Annotated in this window: 13 protein-coding genes and 1 pseudogene; 7 read left to right on the top strand and 7 right to left on the bottom strand. The window is 68.5% G+C overall.

Translation table 11 applies throughout. The features are described from left to right. Window positions 1-220 precede the first annotated feature (220 nt). The 5 genes and pseudogenes from CACI_RS23195 to CACI_RS52700 all read left to right on the top strand — a co-directional run bounded on the left by CACI_RS23195 (window position 221) and on the right by CACI_RS52700 (window position 6,123). Complete coding sequence (locus tag CACI_RS23195; RefSeq protein WP_015793278.1) at window positions 221-1,477, top strand: ABC transporter substrate-binding protein; 1,257 nt, start codon at window positions 221-223, stop codon at window positions 1,475-1,477. Further along, window positions 1,474-2,370, top strand: coding sequence for a carbohydrate ABC transporter permease (locus CACI_RS23200; protein ID WP_015793279.1), 897 nt, complete (start codon window positions 1,474-1,476; stop codon window positions 2,368-2,370). Before CACI_RS23195 ends, CACI_RS23200 begins: the two co-directional genes overlap by 4 nt. A 256-nt stretch (window positions 2,371-2,626) precedes the next feature. Then, window positions 2,627-3,016 (top strand): annotated as a pseudogene (locus CACI_RS54355) (carbohydrate ABC transporter permease); the annotation flags it as partial. A gap of 171 nt (window positions 3,017-3,187) precedes the next feature. Next, window positions 3,188-4,462 carry a Gfo/Idh/MocA family oxidoreductase gene (locus CACI_RS54360; RefSeq protein WP_041542255.1) on the top strand — a complete coding sequence of 425 codons (1,275 nt, stop codon included), beginning with the start codon at window positions 3,188-3,190 and terminating at the stop codon, window positions 4,460-4,462. A 26-nt stretch (window positions 4,463-4,488) separates the two neighbouring features. Beyond that, window positions 4,489-6,123: a spherulation-specific family 4 protein gene (locus CACI_RS52700; protein WP_015793281.1), complete on the top strand. Its 1,635-nt coding sequence runs from the start codon at window positions 4,489-4,491 to the stop codon at window positions 6,121-6,123. On the opposite strand, the gene CACI_RS23215 is transcribed toward CACI_RS52700, so the two are convergent. The 6 genes from CACI_RS23215 to CACI_RS23240 form a co-directional block, all read right to left on the bottom strand. Next, on the bottom strand, window positions 6,110-7,033 hold the full coding sequence (locus CACI_RS23215) for a carbohydrate kinase family protein (protein WP_015793282.1): 924 nt from the start codon (window positions 7,031-7,033) through the stop codon (window positions 6,110-6,112). The two genes, CACI_RS52700 and CACI_RS23215, sit on opposite strands and share 14 nt — an antisense overlap. Before the next feature lie 129 nt (window positions 7,034-7,162). Next, window positions 7,163-8,494, bottom strand: coding sequence for an alpha-glucosidase/alpha-galactosidase (gene melA / locus CACI_RS23220; RefSeq protein WP_015793283.1), 1,332 nt, complete (start codon window positions 8,492-8,494; stop codon window positions 7,163-7,165). Window positions 8,495-8,545: 51 nt separating this feature from the next. After that, on the bottom strand, window positions 8,546-9,460 hold the full coding sequence (locus CACI_RS23225; RefSeq protein ID WP_015793284.1) for an SIS domain-containing protein: 915 nt from the start codon (window positions 9,458-9,460) through the stop codon (window positions 8,546-8,548). An 88-nt stretch (window positions 9,461-9,548) separates the two neighbouring features. After that, the gene (locus CACI_RS23230; protein WP_015793285.1) at window positions 9,549-10,364 is read right to left on the bottom strand and encodes a carbohydrate ABC transporter permease; all 816 of its coding nucleotides are present in this window, start codon (window positions 10,362-10,364) and stop codon (window positions 9,549-9,551) included. Then, complete coding sequence (locus CACI_RS23235) at window positions 10,364-11,386, bottom strand: carbohydrate ABC transporter permease (protein ID WP_015793286.1); 1,023 nt, start codon at window positions 11,384-11,386, stop codon at window positions 10,364-10,366. Before CACI_RS23235 ends, CACI_RS23230 begins: the two co-directional genes overlap by 1 nt. Window positions 11,387-11,395: 9 nt before the next feature. After that, complete coding sequence (locus CACI_RS23240; RefSeq protein WP_015793287.1) at window positions 11,396-12,724, bottom strand: ABC transporter substrate-binding protein; 1,329 nt, start codon at window positions 12,722-12,724, stop codon at window positions 11,396-11,398. Window positions 12,725-13,144: 420 nt separating this feature from the next. Between CACI_RS23240 and CACI_RS23245 the strand changes: the two genes are divergently transcribed. Then, a complete protein-coding gene (locus CACI_RS23245; protein ID WP_223297222.1) occupies window positions 13,145-13,954 on the top strand; it encodes a DeoR/GlpR family DNA-binding transcription regulator in 810 nt (269 codons plus the stop codon). A 127-nt stretch (window positions 13,955-14,081) separates the two neighbouring features. On the opposite strand, the gene CACI_RS23250 is transcribed toward CACI_RS23245, so the two are convergent. Continuing rightward, a complete protein-coding gene (locus CACI_RS23250) occupies window positions 14,082-15,470 on the bottom strand; it encodes a right-handed parallel beta-helix repeat-containing protein (protein ID WP_143765361.1) in 1,389 nt (462 codons plus the stop codon). Window positions 15,471-15,680: 210 nt separating this feature from the next. Here CACI_RS23250 and CACI_RS23255 point away from each other — a divergent pair, with 210 nt between their 5' ends. Beyond that, window positions 15,681-16,553: an endo alpha-1,4 polygalactosaminidase gene (locus tag CACI_RS23255; RefSeq protein ID WP_015793290.1), complete on the top strand. Its 873-nt coding sequence runs from the start codon at window positions 15,681-15,683 to the stop codon at window positions 16,551-16,553. The last annotated feature ends 21 nt before the right edge of the window (window positions 16,554-16,574 follow it).

Consider the following 16,574-nt stretch of genomic DNA (forward strand, 5'->3'; position numbering starts at 1 on the left):
GCAGGGATAATCAAATCACGCATCGGGCGCCCGCACCAGATGATCTGACCAGACTGTGACCTGCCGCTCGGCGGCTAAATCAGGGCATGGAGGGCGAATCAGGCCACGATTCGTCACGCGGGCTGCGTGCTTCGGGGCGCGGGGGTTGACACGTCCTCGCCTATTAGTAACACTCGCCGCAATATTAATCCCCCGCTCGACGCGATCAGGGTGATGAGACATGGGCATACGCACAGTGGTGGCGGCGTCGGCGGTTCTCGCGCTGGCCACTTCGACGGCCGCTTGTTCGAGCAGCGCGAGTTCCTCGGCGAGCGCCGGCAAGGTTTCCCTCAGCTACGGGGTCTGGGACGCGACGCAGGTCCCGGCCATGCAGAAGATCATCGCAGCCTTCGAGGCACAGAACCCGACCATCACGGTCACCATCCAGCAGACGCCGTGGGCGGACTACTGGACCAAGCTCCAGGCGGCCGCCTCCGGCGGTTCGGCGCCCGACGTCTTCTGGATGAACGGCCCGAACTTCCAGCTCTACGCCGCCAACCACGTCCTGCGGCCGCTGACCGACCTGCACCCGGACACCTCGGTCTACCCCCCGGCGCTGGCGCAGCTCTACCAGTACAAGGGCGTGCAGTACGGGCTGCCGAAGGACTTCGACACCGTGGGGCTCTGGTACAACAAGGCCATCTTCGACGCCGCGGGCGTCGCCTACCCCACCACCGCCTGGACCTGGGCTGATTTCCAAGCGGCGGCGAAAAAACTCACCGACCCCGCCAAGGGCGTCTACGGTGTCGGCGCCAACCTGGAAGGCCAGGAGAACTACTACGACACGATCTACCAGGCCGGCGGCTACGTCATCTCCCCCGACGGCAAGAAGTCCGGATACGCCGATCCGGCCGGTATCGCCGGGCTGAAGTTCTGGACCGATCTGGTCGCGGCCAAGGAGTCGCCGAGCCTGAAGCAGATGACGGACACCGCGCCGCTGAACCTGTTCGAGTCCGGCAAGCTCGCCATGTACTGGGGCGGGTCGTGGGACGCGAAGGCGTTCGCCGCGAACGACTCCACCAAGACCGCCGTCGACGTGACCGCGCTGCCAGCCGGGGTGAAGAAGGCGACGGTCATCCACGGCCTGGCCAACGTCGTCTTCACGCACACCTCGCACCCGGCGCAGGCGGAGAAGTTCGCCGCGTTCCTCGGCTCGCAGGCGGCGGCGCAGATCGAGGCGGACACCGGGACCGTGATCCCGGCGTACAACGGCACACAGCAGAGCTGGGTCAAGGCATACCCGCAGTACCACCTCCAGTCCTTCTTGGATCAGCTTCCTGACGCGGTCCCGTACCCGATCTCCAAGGACACCGCGGCCTGGAACACCCTGGAGACGAACGTCCTGACCAAGGCCTGGGACGGCAGCGAACCGATCGACAAGGCCGCCGGCGACCTCGCCACGCAGATGAACGCGGCGCTGGCCAAGGAGGGTCCGTGAGCGCGGCGGGCGCCAGAGCCAGACGCACCGAGACCGCTTGGGCGGCGTTCTTCCTAGCTCCTACCGCAATCGGGCTGGGCGTCTTCTACCTGTGGCCGGTCTTGCAGACCTTCTACTACAGCTTCACCACCTGGGGTCCGTTCGGCGGCCACACCTTCAGCGGCCTGACCAACTACCGCGCGCTGTTCCACGACCCGGACCTGCGCTCGGCGTTCGCCAACACCCTGTGGTACTGCCTGCTCGGACTGGCCGGCGTCCCGATCGCGCTGGTCCTGGCGGCGGTGCTGGCCCGGCCGGGACGCCGCGGCGTCGGCGTCTACCGCGCGCTGCTGTTCCTGCCGGTGGTGACGATGCCGGTCGCGGTGGCGATCGTGTGGCGGTGGCTGTACGCCGGGGACTACGGGCTGATCAACACCCTGCTGGGCAAGATCGGGATCCACGGGCCCTACTGGATCAGCGACCAGCACACGGCGCTGATCGCGGTGGCCGCCGTCGGGCTGTGGTCCAGCGTCGGCTACACGATGGTGATTCTGATGGCGGGGTTGGAATCCATCCCGCGCCAGTACTACGAGGCGGCGCAGATCGACGGCGCGGGTCCGGTCCGGCAGTTCTTCGCGCTGACGCTGCCGCTGCTGAGCCCGAGTCTGTTCTTCGTCACCGTGCTGTCGGTGATCGGCACGCTGCAGACGTTCGACCTGGTCTACGTCCTGATCGGCCAGACCAACCCGGCGCTGCCGCAGACCAGGAGCGTGGTCTACCTCTTCTACCAGGACGCGTTCGTGGACAACAACCGCGGGTATGCCGCCGCGATCGCGTTCCTGTTGCTGCTGGTCACCGTCGCGCTGACCGGGTTCCAGTTCCGGCTGCAGAAGCGGTGGGTGCACTATGCGTAGCCGCCGGGGATCGATCGGGGCGCACACGTTCCTGGTCGCGGCGTGCGTAGCCATGGCCGGGCCGTTCGTGTGGGAGCTGCTGACCTCGTTCAAGACGCTGACCGAGGCCACGCGCGTGCCGCCGACCTGGCTGCCGCCGCACTGGCACGGCTCCAGCTACAGCTCGGTGTTCGACACCGTGCCGTTCGGCGGGATGCTGGTCAACAGCGTCATCAACACCCTGGCACGGACCGCCGCGCAGCTGCTGTTCTGCTCGATGGCCGCCTACGCCTTCGCGCGGCTGCGGTTCCCGGGGCGGAGCCTGCTGTTCGGGCTGTTCCTGTCGATCCTGCTGGTGCCGAGCCAGCTGCTGATCATTCCGCAGTATCAGATCATCGAGAACCTGCACCTGCTCAACACCCGCACGGCGCTGTTCCTGCCGGGGATGTTCAGCGCGTTCGGGACCTTCCTGCTGCGGCAGTTCTTCCTGGCGATGCCGCTGGAGCTGGAGGAGGCGGCGCGCCTGGACGGCGCCGGACCGCTGCGCGTCTATTGGAGCGTCATGCTGCCGCTGGCCCGGCCGGGACTGATCGCGCTGGGGATCCTGACCATGATCTGGTCCTGGAACGACCTGCTGTGGCCGCTGGTGGTGAACACCGACCCGCACAAGATGCCGCTGTCGGCGGGGCTGGCCTCGCTGCAGGGGCAGTTCATGACGGACTATCCCGGTGCTGATGGCCGGGGCGCTGATGGCCACGATCCCGGTGATCGCCGTCTTCGTGGTCCTGCAACGACGGGTCATCGAGGGCATCGCCCTGACCGGAACGAAGGGATGAGGATGTCGGAGCTGAGGATCGGCGTGGTCGGTGCCGGCCAGCGGGCGAAGCTGGCCACGCACGCGCACCGGCCGGGGGTCGCGCGGGTGGTGGCGTGCGCGGATCCGAGCCCGCGCGGGCAGGCCCACGCGCGGCAGTTGTTCGGCGAGGACGTAGCCCTCTACGAGGACTGGCACGCGCTGCCGGCCGGCGAGCTCGACGCGGTGTTCGTCCTGACCCCCGACCATCTGCACGCCGCCCCCGCGCTGCACTTCCTGGACGCCGGGGTGGCGGTGTTCGTCGACAAGCCGATGGCGATCACCCTCCCCGACTGCGACGCGCTGCTGGCGAGCGCCGCCCGGACCGGGACGCGGCTGTACATCGGGCACAACCTGCGGCATCTGCCGATGCTGCGGCGGATGCGGGAGCTGATCGAGGACGGGGCGGTCGGCGAGGTCAAGGCGGTGTGGTGCCGGCACTTCGTGGGGCACGGCGGCGACTACTACTTCAAGGACTGGCACGCCGAGCGCGCGAACACCACCGGGCTGCTGCTGCAGAAGGGGGCGCACGATCTGGATGTCATCCACTGGCTGGCCGGGGGGTATTCGCGGGAGGTCGTGGCGCTGGGCGGGCTGACGGTTTACGGCGCCAATCCGCATCGGCGTGCTGCGGAGAACGGTTCTGGGTCTGGTTCTGGGTCTGGTTCGGGCTCCGGTTCCGACACGGAGTCACTCATGTCGGATTGGTTCGACGTCGGGGCGTGGCCGCCTTCGCAGCTGCGGGACCTCAACCCGGTCATCGACGTCGAGGACCTCTCGCAGATGCTCACGCGCCTGGACAACGGGGTCTTCACCAGCTACCAGCAGTGTCACTACTCCCCCGACTACTGGCGCAACTACACGGTCATCGGCGATGCCGGACGGCTGGAGAACTTCGGCGACGGCATCGACGGGGACCCGGCGGAGATCCGGGTGTGGAACCGGAAGCGGTCGGGCTACCGCTCCGACGCCGACCTGGTCATCCCCATCTCGGATTCCGCACCCGAAGGGCTGCACGGCGGCGCGGACAGCGCGCTGGTCGCCGAGTTCCTGCGGTTCGCCGCGGTCGGCGGCCCGACCGAGACCTCGCCGGTGGCGGCGCGCGAGGCGGTGGCCGCGGGGGTCGCCGCGACCGAGTCGCTGCGCTCCGGCGGCGTTCCGGTCGCGGTGGCCGCGCCTGATCCGGCGGTCGCCGCACACTTCGCCGAGTCTGCAGGGCACCACCGCCGGGTCTCCTCGATCCCGGCGTCCACCTTGTGAGTCCCTCTTGGGAAAAGGAGAGCACGATGCATCTGCTCCGCACTCTCAGACGTCCTCCCGGCCGATTGCTGGCCGGAGCCGCCGCGTTGGCGTTGGCGGGGTTCGGCTTGGCGGCGCCCGCGGCTTCCGCGAGCACTGCGAACGCTGCGACCGTCTCGACCGTCTCGACGGCTAATGCCGCTCATGTTGCTGGCATAGCGACCGTGCAGCACGTCGGCGTTCCGGCGTACTTCAACCCCAGTACCAGCTACTGGAGCCAGATCGACCAGAGCGGCTCGGCTGTCGGCATCGCGATCGCCAACCCCAACAACGGTCCTGGCGCTTCCTTCGACCAGAGCTACGCGAACGCCATCCAGGCGGCCAGCTCCGCCGGCGTCCGCGTGATCGGCTACGTCGACACCGGGTACTTCGGCACGACCGGGCGCACCACGCGCGGCGGGCAGACGACCACCGCGGCCTGGACCACCCAGGCCGAGGCTGACGTCGACAACTGGTACAGCTGGTACGGCAGCTACGGGCTGTCCGGGATCTTCTACGACGACGCGCTGAACGACTGCGGCACGAACAACGCGCACGTCGCGCTGTATCAGGCGGTCGGAGACTACGTAAAGCAGCACCATGCCGGCGCTCTGACCGCCGACAACCCGGGCACGGCTGCCGACCAGTGCTACGCCTCGGCCGCGGACGTGCTGGTGATGTTCGAGGGCACGTATGCCTCGTACACCGGCTGGACGCCGCCGGCGTGGGAGCTGAGTTCGGGCAATCCGAACCAGTTCTGGCACCTGGTCTACGACACCCCGACCCAGGCCAACATGGAGAACGCGGTCAGCCTGAGCAAGCAGCGCAACGCCGGGTATCTGTACGTCACGAACGACAACCTGCCCAATCCGTGGGACACGCTGCCGACCGGGACGTACTGGAGCGACGAGCTGGCGCAGACCGGCGGCGCGGGTGGTGGCGGCGGCGACAGTACGCCTCCGACGGCGCCGTCGGGGCTGCGGGCCGGGTCGGTGAGCGCGACCGGGGTGACGCTGACGTGGTCGGCGTCGACGGACAACGTCGGGGTGGCGGCGTATGACGTGTATTCCGGGTCTTCGGTCGTGGCGACGGTTTCGGGGTCTTCGACTACGGCGACGGTTTCGAACCTGAGTCCTGGTACTGCGTACACGTTCGCTGTTAAGGCGCGCGACGCTGCTGGGAACATCTCTAGCGCCAGCACGTCGGTCTCGGTCACGACGTCTTCGGGTGGCGGCGGGGGTTCGTGCACTCCGGTCGCGGGTTCGGGCAACATCACCAACTTCTCGGCTTGTATGACCGCCACCACCGAGACGTTCCAGGCGACGTTCACCACGGCGGTCAGCCTGCACCACGTCTTCATCGACAGTGACAACAACCAGGGCACCGGCTTCCAGCTGCCGTCGCCGTCCTCGACACCGCTGGGCGCGGACTACATGATCGAGAACAACATCCTGTACCGCAGCCTGTCGCACGGCTGGAGCTGGACCCCGGTGAGCGGAGTGAGCCCCAACATGACGCACAACGGGAACGTCTACAGCTGGAGCATCCCGCTGAGCGCACTGGGGACTTCGGCGACGACTCAGCGGGCGGTCTTCAACGGCAACACCTTCTACACCGCACCGATCACGTTCAGCCGGGGCTGATGCCCGGCCGGGACGCGTAGGCGACGGCCTGCTCCCACGACGGCTGAGCGGCAGTACCGCCGACAGCTTGCGTGGACAGAGCGCCGCACGCGCAGCCGACGGCGAGGGCCCGATCGAGGTCCTCGCCGTTGAGCACGGCGGCGAGGAACCCGGCGTCGAAGCTATCGCCGGCGCCGACGGTGTCCACGGGCTCGAGCGGCGTGAGGCGCGCGGTGTGAGTTTCGGCAGCGCGGCGGGCTACCGCACCGTGGCGCCCACGTTTCACCACCGGTGTGCCAACGCCGGCCGCAGCGAAGGCAGCCAGCGCTTCATCAACGGTGGCGGCGCCCGTCAACGCCAACGCCTCGGACTCGTTAGGCAGCACATAGTCGCAGACCTCGAGCAACCCGGCCGCAAGCCGCCACCGACCGGCGGGGTCATGATTAGTGTCCAGCGAACAGGTCGCCGCCGCACCACGAAACAACTCGGGAAGCCGAGCAGCCAGCCTCGGCTGCAGGAAGTACGACGCCGCATGGATATGCCGCGCCCGAGGCAGCTCACCCGGCTCGAACTCGGCAAGACACCCCGCAGCCGTGAGAATCGCCCGATCCCCACCAGGCCCACCAAGACAAACGGTCAGCGCCGTAGCCAACTCAGGATGCCGGACAACAGCACCGACATCGACCCCCGCCGAACTCAACGCGTCGAGCACAAAATCCCCGGCAGCATCCCGCCCCACCACCGCAGCCAGCGCAGTAGAGACACCCAACCGCGCAGCACCATGCGCAACGATGGCCGCCGACCCCCCAAGCGCCAGCGTGCCAGACGCCACAAGAGTCTCCGCCTGCCCATACGGCGGAACCACCGGCGCCCCCGCAACCAGCACATCAGGATTCGCATCACCGACGACCAGCAGATCAAAACCACTCATCTGAGACTCCAGAACAAGGCTGCTGATTCAAAAGCACGAGCCCGCTCATCGGCCGCCAGTGCAGACTCTCTGCGCGGCGATCCTCGCTGCTTCTCGCCGCGCTGTGCCTGACCAGTCTGCGAACTCTCCTCACCCCCCACCGCCCCGCGCCGCGAGCGGGCTCCGCCGCAATGGCTCCGGCAGTGCGTCTCCGTGGGCGGTGACCATGGCGTCGCAGAGGTTCCAGATCTGGTCGACGGTCAGGGTTGCGGCTGTGGCGGGGTCTGCCATTGCGGCGTGGCGGATGTGGCGGGGGTCGCCTTCTACGGCGGCGGCTACTACTAGGTCGACTACGTTGAGGAAGTGGCGGTTGGGGGCTGCTAGTTGGGGTGGGAGTGCTCCTACGTGGTGGGGGTGGATGCCGAGGCGGTCGAGGGTTGCTGGGACTTCGACGGCGGCTGCTTCGGGGAGGTTGCTGATCAGGCCGGTGTTGGGGGTGGTGACTTGGATGGTGCGGGGGGTGCCGGTGGCTAGGCTGTGGATGACTTGGGGGGCGTATTCGGCGGCGTCGCTTTCCCAGCCGTTGGCGGGGTCGCCGCCGTCGGTGATGACTTTGCGGAGTTCGCGGTATTCGGCGAGGTTTTCGGCGCTGATGTCGATGTAGTCGCCTACGGGGATGCGGAGGCGGGTGATTTCGGTGTCGTGGCCGAGGTACCAGGGGACGTATTCGGAGGAGTGCTCGCTGGTCTCGGTCGGGTAGTAGCCGAGGCGCTGGTACATGTCGACGCGGACGCGGCGGGCCAGGTCCGGGCTGGCTGCTATGGCGGCGTCCAGGGCCGGGTAGAGGTCGCGGCCTTGGTGCTGCCAGCGCAGGATCCAGGCTTGGTGGTTCACGCCGGCGGACAGGACGTCGACGTCGTCGTGGGGGATGCCGATGATGTCGCACAGGCCGCGGACGGTCCAGTACACCGAGTGGCACAGGCCTGCGACCTTCAGCTTCGGCGCGATCGTGCTCAGGTACTGGATGTTCATGGCCATGGGGTTGGTGTAGTTCAGCAGCCAGGCGTCGGGGCAGACCTCGGCCATGTCCTGCGCCAGGGATCGCAGGACCGGGAAGGTGCGCAGGGCGCGGAAGATGCCGCCGACGCCGAGGGTGTCGCCGATGGTCTGGCGCAGGCCGGCGGCGGCGGGGATCTCGAAGTCGGTGACGGTGGCCTGGTGGCCGCCGACGGCGATCATGTTGACGACGGCGTCGGCGCCGGCCAGGGCGGCGCGGCGGTCGGTGGTGGCCGTGACGGACACCTCGGCGCCGAGGGTGCGCGCGGCGTGGTCGGCCAGCGCGGCGGCGACCTGCAGCCGCTCGGGGTCGATGTCGTGCAGCGCGATGGCCGCGCCGGACAGCTCGGGGTAGGACAGGATGTCGTGCAGCAGCTGCCGGGTGAAGACCACCGAGCCGGCGCCGACGAAGGCGATGCGGATCACGCGGGATTCTCTTTCGGGAGGTCGGGAGGTCGGGAAGTCAGGTGGAGAAGATCAGGCCGAGGCCGTGGATTGGGAAGCAGCCGAAGCACCCTGCGGGCGCAGGATCACCGAGCGGGTCAGATGCCGCGGGGCGTCCGGGTCCAGACCCCGGCGCACCGCCAGCTCCAGAGCCAGGCGCTGCGCCTGGACCAGCGAGGCGAGCGGGTCGAGGTCCTGATGGATCCACATCCCGCCGGTGGCGCCGACCTGCTCGGCCAAGCCGTCGGGGGCGGCGCCGAACATCCAGACCGCGGACTGCTCGTCGGTGATCGCGATCGGGCCGTGCCGGTAGTCCATCGCCGGGTAGGACTCGGACCACGCCAGTGCCGCCTCGCGCATCTTCAGCGCGGCTTCGGCGGCCAGACCGGTGGTCCAGCCCGCGCCCAGGAACGTGAACTGCGTACGGTCGGCGACCCCCTCGGGCAGCGGTTCGCTGACAGCTGAGGCGGCATCGGCGATCGCGCCCGACACGTCCTCGCCGAGGTGCGCGCGCAGCAGGATCAAGGTCGTGGTGGCGAAGCGCGTCTGCACCACCGAGCGCTCGTCGGCGAAGTCCAGGACGACCGCCGTGCCGGCGAGCGCCGGAGCCGGGGAGTCCGCCACGCCGGTGATCAGCGTGGTCGGCGCCGTGGCGGCGGCGAGCACGTCGAGGACCTCGGTCGTGGTCCCGGACCGGCTCAGCGCCAGCACCCGGTCGTACTCGCGGCCGCCCGGCAGCTCGGAGGCGGTGAAGGCGTCGGTCTCCCCGGCGCCGGAGGCCTCGCGCAGCCCGGCGTAGGCCTGCGCCATGAACCAGGACGTCCCGCAGCCGACGACGGCCACGCGCTCGCCGGGCTCGGGCAGGCCCGCCGCCGTGGCGGCCAGGTCGGCGGCACGCTGCCAGCTGCGCGGCTGGTCGGCCAGTTCGGCGGTGACGAAGGAAGACATGGGGCTGACTCCGTTCAGGCAGGGCGAATCAAGCAGGGTGAATCAGGCGTCGTGGTTCAAAACAAGAAGGTGAGAAGGGGCAGGCCGCTCAGCCCTTGAGCCCGGACATGCTCATCGTCTGGACGAACTGCCGCTGGGCGATCAGGAATCCGAGGATCAGCGGCGCGGTCGCCACGACGTTGCAGGCCATCAGCTCCTGCCAGTCGATGTGGTGCGCGCCCTGGAAGTTGATGAGCCCGAGCTGGATCGTGAACTTCGACGGGTCGTTGATCGCGATCAGCGGCCAGAGCAGGTCGTTCCAGGAGTTCAGCAGCGTGAACACCGCCAGGGTGGCCAGCGCCGGCCGGGCCAGCGGCAGCACGATGCGGAAGAACACCCCGAAGGTCGTCAGCCCGTCGATCCGCCCGGCCTCCTCCAGGTCCTTGGGCAGCGACAGGAAGAACTGCCGCATCAGGAACACCCCGAACGCCGAGGTCAGGAAGGGGACGAAGGCGGCGCCGAGGGTGTCGATGAGCCCGAGGTGGGTGAACATGAAGTAGGTCGGGATCATCAGCATCTGCGTCGGGATCATGATCGTGGCGACCAGCGTCACGAACCCCACGGTCCGCCCCCGGAACGACAGCCGCGCATAGGCGTAGCCGCCCAGGGAGCACAGAATCAGATGGCTGACGATCGCGATGCTCGACACGATCGCGGAGTTCAGCATCCACCGCCCGACCGGCGCGTCGCGGAACAGCCGCACGTATCCGCTGATGTGCAGCGCGGACGGGAAGAATCTCGGCGGGAAGCGGTTGATGTCGGCGTTCGAGGTGAGCGAGGCCAGCAGCATCTGCAGCAGCGGCAACAGGAACACCAGGGACAGCGGCATCAGGAGCAGGTGCCAGCGGCTGAATTTACGGCTCATCAGAAGGCCTCGATCTTGCTGCGCCGGGCGTAGGCGAACAGTCCCAGGGTGATGACCAGCGTGGCGCCGAACAGCGTGTAGGCAGCTGCCGAGCCGTATCCGTAGCGGGAGAGGTTGAACGCCTGGTTGTAGATGAAGTACACGATGGTCTGGCTGGCTCCCAGCGGTCCGCCGTGCGTGGTGGTCAGGATCAGCTCGAAGATCTGCAGCACCGAGATGGTCTCCCAGACCCCGACGAACACCGTGACCGGCGCCAGGCTCGGCAGGATGACGTGCCGGAACTGCTGCCAGCGATTCGCGCCGTCGATGCGCGCCGCCTCCAGGCAGTCGGTCGGGATGTCCTGCAGCGCGGCGAGGTAGACGATGACGGAGAACGCCAGGTCGGTCCACAGATAGATCAGGGCTATGACCCACATGACCTCGTGCCGGTTGGCCAGGAACCCCTGCTGCGGCAGGTGCAGCACCCGCAGCAGGTTGTTCGCCAGCCCGAACTGCTGGTCGAAGACGAAGTTCGCCAGGATGCCGGTGGCCGCCGCCGAGACGACCAGCGGCACGAACAGCGCGGTGCGGTAGAAGGCGATGAAGCGGATCTTGCGGTTCAGCGCGATCGCCAGGAACATCCCCAGGACCAGCACCACCGGGACGTACAAGACCGTGAACAGCACGGTGTGGTTCACAGCGGACCTGAAGTCCGGGTCCTGCGCCATCAGACGGTAGTTGTCCCAGCCGATCTGGCGCGCCGGCGTGATCCCGTTCCAGTGCTCGCGGGAGATCAGGAACGCCCAGGCGGCGGGGAACAGCGTCAGGCCCAGGATGATCAGAGTCGCCGGGGCGGCGAAGGACCAGCCGGTCAGGTTGGCGACGACGCGGCGGCGGCGGGCGGTCCACTTGGGTTTGGCAACTGTCGCTGCGTCCCCGACCGCTCCGTCTCCGGCCTCTGCGACCGGGGCGTTCCGCGCGTTCCGGCGCCGGCCCGCGGCCCCGGACTTCTCATGGTCGGAGATCAGGATTCCGTGTTTCATCGGGACGCCTCAGTCCGCTTGCGCCAGCGCGACGTCCGCCGCCTTCGCCGCGTCTTGCAAGGCCGACTTGGGATCCCCCTGACCTTGCAGCACCTTGGCGATCGCCTGTCCGACAGCCTGGGACAAGCCGACGTAGCCGGGGACGGTCGGCCGGGCGGTCGTGGCGTTCTTCAGGTTGTCGAAGAGTGTCTGCGCGCCGGGGTACTGCTTGGCGTAGTCCTGGAACTCCTGGCTGCCGGCCTCGCTGCTGCGCAGCGGCAGGTTCCCGGTGGCGAGGTTGAACTGCGGGTCGGTCTGCGCCGAGGTCAGCCACTGCGCGAACTGGTAGGACCAATAGGTCCGGTTGGCATCGTGGTGGTCGTACAGGGTCCACAGGTCCGGGCCGGATATCGTCTGGTGGCTCGTGCCGTCGAAGGAGGGCAGGTAGGTGACGCCGTAGTCCAGGTTCGCTCCGACGTTGTCCGACAGCTGCCACGGCCCGCTCATGATCATGCCGATCAGGCCGGACTTGAACAGGTCGGCGTACTTCTGGTCGTCCTGCGATAGGTACACGGACTTGTCGGTCACAGCCATCTGCTGCAGGAACGTCAGGGCTGCCACACCGGCGTCGGAGTCGAAGGCGGCCTTGCTGTTGTCGGAGTTCAGGACGGTGCCGCCCTTCTGCCACAGCAGCGGCCAGAAGTGCCAGGTGGTGTCCTCGGTCCCGGAGACGGAGTAGGCGGTGCCGTAGACGTTCTTCGCCGGGTCGGTGAGCTTCTTCGCCGCCGCCCGGAAGTCGTCCCAGGTCCAGGTGTTCGTGGGCTCGGACAGGCCCGCGGCCTGGAACAGCTTCTTGTTGTACATCAGCGCCAGGTTGTCCACGACCGCCGGGAAGCCGATCACGTGCCCGTTGGGCGTCGCGGTCTGCCGCGCCGCCGGCGGGAACTCGTCCCACTTCACCGCCGGGTCCTTGACCTTGTCGGTGATGTCCAGGGTGCGGCCGGACAGCTGCATCTGGGTGGCCCAGCTGCCGAAGTTGTAGGAGATGTCCGGGTAGGTGCCGCTGGTGAAGGCGGCGATCAGCTTCGGCAGCAGCTGGTCGGTGGTCGGCGCGCCGGGCGAGATGTCGACGGTGACGTTCGGGTGCGCCGCGTGGAACTGCTTGGCCAGACCCTCCAGCAGCTTCTCGGGGTTCACGTCCTGTCCGGTCCACACGGTGATGGTGACCGGCTTCGTCGGATCCGCCGGCGCCTTCGAGGACGAGGACGCCGAGGAGGAGCACGCGGCGGTCAGCGCCAGCACGGCGGTGGTGGCGGCCGCGGCGGCCGAGCGAAGGGTTCGTGCCGTTCTTGGATGCACGGGAAGACCTCCAAGACATCAGAGAAGGAGACGAGGGGTGGGGTCATTCAAGGACTCCGCACACCGAACTCACAAGATCCACGCACGTTTCGCTCACCGGGGATGCTCGAACGCGCGCGGAAGGGCGCGTTGAGCAAGTCCTTGGCAGCATCGCCGGCGCGCGCGTAGCATCAGGGGGCATCGCCGCGGAAACGCGACGTCAGAGGTACGCCCATCCGGTATGTCGGCAGCGCCGCGAGCCCGGACCGAGTCGCCAGGACCGCCGGCCGCCCGCGCCGGGGCTTTCCGAGGCGGGGTCGTGCCCACCAGCACTGTGGAGCTCACCGTGAGCCTCATCGATGCCCGATCGGCCCTTCCCCCCGCGCGATCAGCGCACTCACCTCATCCCGGCGCGCCGACCCGCCCCTGACGGGCCCGCCGATGACCGAACTGCAGAGCAAGACCCCGCACGCCATGCACCGCTCCGACCGCGTCACCGCGATCCTGGACCGGCTGGCCTACGGCGGCACCGTGGACGTCACGACCGCCGCCCGCGAACTCGGCGTCTCCGTGGCGACCATCCGCCGCGACCTGACCCTCCTGGACGACCAGAACCTGCTGGTCCGCACCCGGGGCGGCGCGGTCGGCCGCGACGTCGCCTACGAGCTGCCGGTCCGCTACCGCGACAACCACGGCCGCGCCGCCAAGCAGGCGATCGCGCGCATGGCCCTGCGCGCCCTGGCGCCGGGCCGCCACGTCGTGGCCGTCAACGGCGGCACGACGACCAGCGAGGTGGCCCGCCTGCTGGCCACCCGCACCGAGCTGACGGTGGTCACCAACGCGCTGAACATCGCCGGCATCCTGGTCAACCGCCCGAAGGTGAAGCTGGTCGTCACCGGAGGCGTGGCGCGCTCGAACTCCTACGAGATGGTCGGGCCCTGGGCCGAGACCATCGTCGGCCGCTTCAACGTGGACACCGCCTTCATCGGCATCGACGGCATCAGCGCCGCCAGCGGCCTGTCCACCCACGACGAGGTCGAGGCGCACACGAACGCGGTGATCATCGGCCGCGCCCGGCGCGTCGTGGTGGTCGCCGACGGCTCGAAGATCGGCCGCACGCACCTGGCGCACGTCGTCGGCCTGGACGCGATCGACCAGCTGGTCACCGACGCCAGCGCCGACCCGGCGGAGCTGCAGGCGATCGCGGCTCAGGGGGTTGCGGTGCGGATCGCGGAGCCGGTGCGGCGGTGAGGCGGTGAGGGGCGGGGCGGTGAAGGGCGTGGCGGTGATGAGTGAGGCGGTGCAGGGCGGCAGCATGGCAGACCGGCAGCCCGATGATCGGGCTGCCGGTCATCACACCACCGGTCGTTCGCCTCGCTCAGCAGGACCCGGAGAAACTGCTGTGTGCGTCCAAGCCGGTAGCGGCCCGATAGGCGCTGAACCCGGTGTAGGTCGTCGCGTGCCAGCCCCACTGCGCCGTGGCGGCGCCCGCCGCCGCCGCCGCCGAGTAGCGGTTGGCGTCCACGACGTCGCCCTGGCCGGACGTCGACCGGGCGACGGTCCCGATCAGCAGGGTGCCGGGACCTGCGGCGCAGATGGTGTTGCCGGTGATCTGGTTGCCGGACTCGTGGTACTGGATCAGGAACTCCGGCGAGCCGTCGTGGTCGGTGTTGTTGTTCCGCAGCGTGTTGCCGGTGAAGGTGTTCGCGAAGGAGCGGCCGGTCTGCACTCCCCCGCAGTCCTCGCCGCCGTCGCAGTAGCCGCCGGTGGTGATGCCGACGTAGCGGCTGTCGCTGACCGCGTTGCCCTCGACGGTGACGTGGTCGGCGGCTCCCCGGGCGTTCTCGGCGGCCACCTCGATGCCGATGTCGTCGCCGCGCACGCTGTTGCCCGCGATGGCGATGTGCGTGCCGCCGTCGACGTAGACGCCGTCCGCGCAGTTGCACCAGCCCTCGGGCGACCAGTAGGCGGGATTGCCCTCGGAGACGATGTTCTCCACGTCGTTTCCGCTGATCACGCCGTCGCGGGCGCGATTCAGGTCGGTGTAGCGGTAGGAGGGCGGGAGCGTCGGCTCGAAGCCGATGGCGTCGATGCCGATGTTGTTGTCGTCGTGGATGTGGTTGCCGGTGATGCGCCAGCCGTCGACGTTGCCGTTGACCACCACCGATTCGCTCGCTCCGAGCTTGAGGTGGTCCACTTCGTTGCCGTCGATGGTCAGGGTGCTGATCGGCCGGGTCGGGGAGTCGCCGTAGGCGGCGATGCCGTGGGCGTTCATGTCCATGCTGCCCAAGGTGCCGTTGTCGTTGCCCATGGCGTGCACATGGTTGCCGGCGATCGTGACGCCGGTGTCGCCGCCGTGGACGTAGATCCCGATCGGCATCGCGGCGATGTCGGCGCTGCGATAGCCGGTGATCTCCAGTCCGCGCACCGTCACCGCCGTGCTGCCGGCGATGTCGACCATCGCCGAGCGGCCGGTCGGTACGGTCAGCGAGGAGCCGTCGAGGACGGGATGCTCGCCGGAGGCCGCGGTGAGCGTGATGTTCTTCGCGTTGTGCAGGCTGACGCGCTGCGCGTACCTCCCACCGCGCACCACCACCGTGCCGCCGCCGCTGGGCAGCGCGGCGATCGCGTGCTGGATCGTGGCGAACGGTGCGGCGAGGGTGCCGCCTGCTGAGTCGGAGCCGCTGGGCGCGACGTAGACGGTCGAGGTCGTATCGGCCTGCGCGCTCACCGGTACCGCGACCACCGAGAAGACAAGCGCAGACAAGGCCGCGAGGCCCAAAGCATGTGGCTTCATACCGCCCAGAGCCTGGGCACCGCACCGTCGGGCGTCAACGAAAACTCAATCCTCATGAGCGATTCGACCCACTCGCTCACTCCGGCTGCGCGTTTCCCATCCACACCTCGACGCTGCCGCGGGACCCCTGCTAAGAATCGCCCCGAACACGAGAACAGCCACCATTCTCGAGGAGGAATCATGACCCTGACTCCCACCGCCAAGCGCATCACCTCGGCAGCCGCCGGGCTCGCCCTGGTCGCCGCGGCGACCGCAGCCCTGGCGCCGTCCGCGAGCGCGACACCGGCGCTGCCGAGCCCGGCCGCGTGCAACGGCTGCTGGCACCCGAGCCTGCAGACGTCGTGGAACTGGGTGCTGTCGACGGTACCGACCGCGCCGTTCCGCAATGTCCAGATGTACGACGTCGACGGCTTCAACAACACCGCCGCGAACGTCTCCGCGCTGCACTCGGCGGGGATCAAGGCCGTCTGCTACCTGTCCGCCGGGACCTACGAGAACTGGCGCCCGGACGCCTCGCAGTTCCCGGCGGCGGTCCTGGGCAGCGGCAACGGCTGGCCGGGCGAGAAGTGGCTGGACGTCCGCGAGATCCAGAAGTCGAACAGCGCGCTGCGCAAGATCATGGACGCCCGCCTGGACATGTGCCACCAGAAGGGCTTCGACATGGTCGAGCTGGACAACGTCGACGGCTACAGCAACAGCACCGGCTTCTCGCTGACCGCCGCCGACCAGCTCTACTACAACGCCACCCTGGCGAACGACTCCCACGCGCGCGGCATGAGCGTGCTGCAGAAGAACGACAATGAGCAGATCCCACAACTGCTGCCGTACTTCGACGGCGCCCTGAACGAGCAGTGCAACCAGTACAAGGAGTGCACGACCGCGCAGAACGGCGACTACGGCTACGACCAGTACGTCGCCAAGGGCAAGCCGGTGTTCCAGGCCGAGTACAAGCTGGCGACGTCGTCCTTCTGCTCCAAGGACAACGCGAACAACTTCAACGGCGTGCGGTTCGACATCGACCTGGACGACAAGACCTTCCAGGCCTGCCGCTGATCGCGCGGCGCCGGTGCGCAC

Source organism: Catenulispora acidiphila DSM 44928, from assembly GCF_000024025.1.
Classification (GTDB): domain Bacteria; phylum Actinomycetota; class Actinomycetes; order Streptomycetales; family Catenulisporaceae; genus Catenulispora; species Catenulispora acidiphila.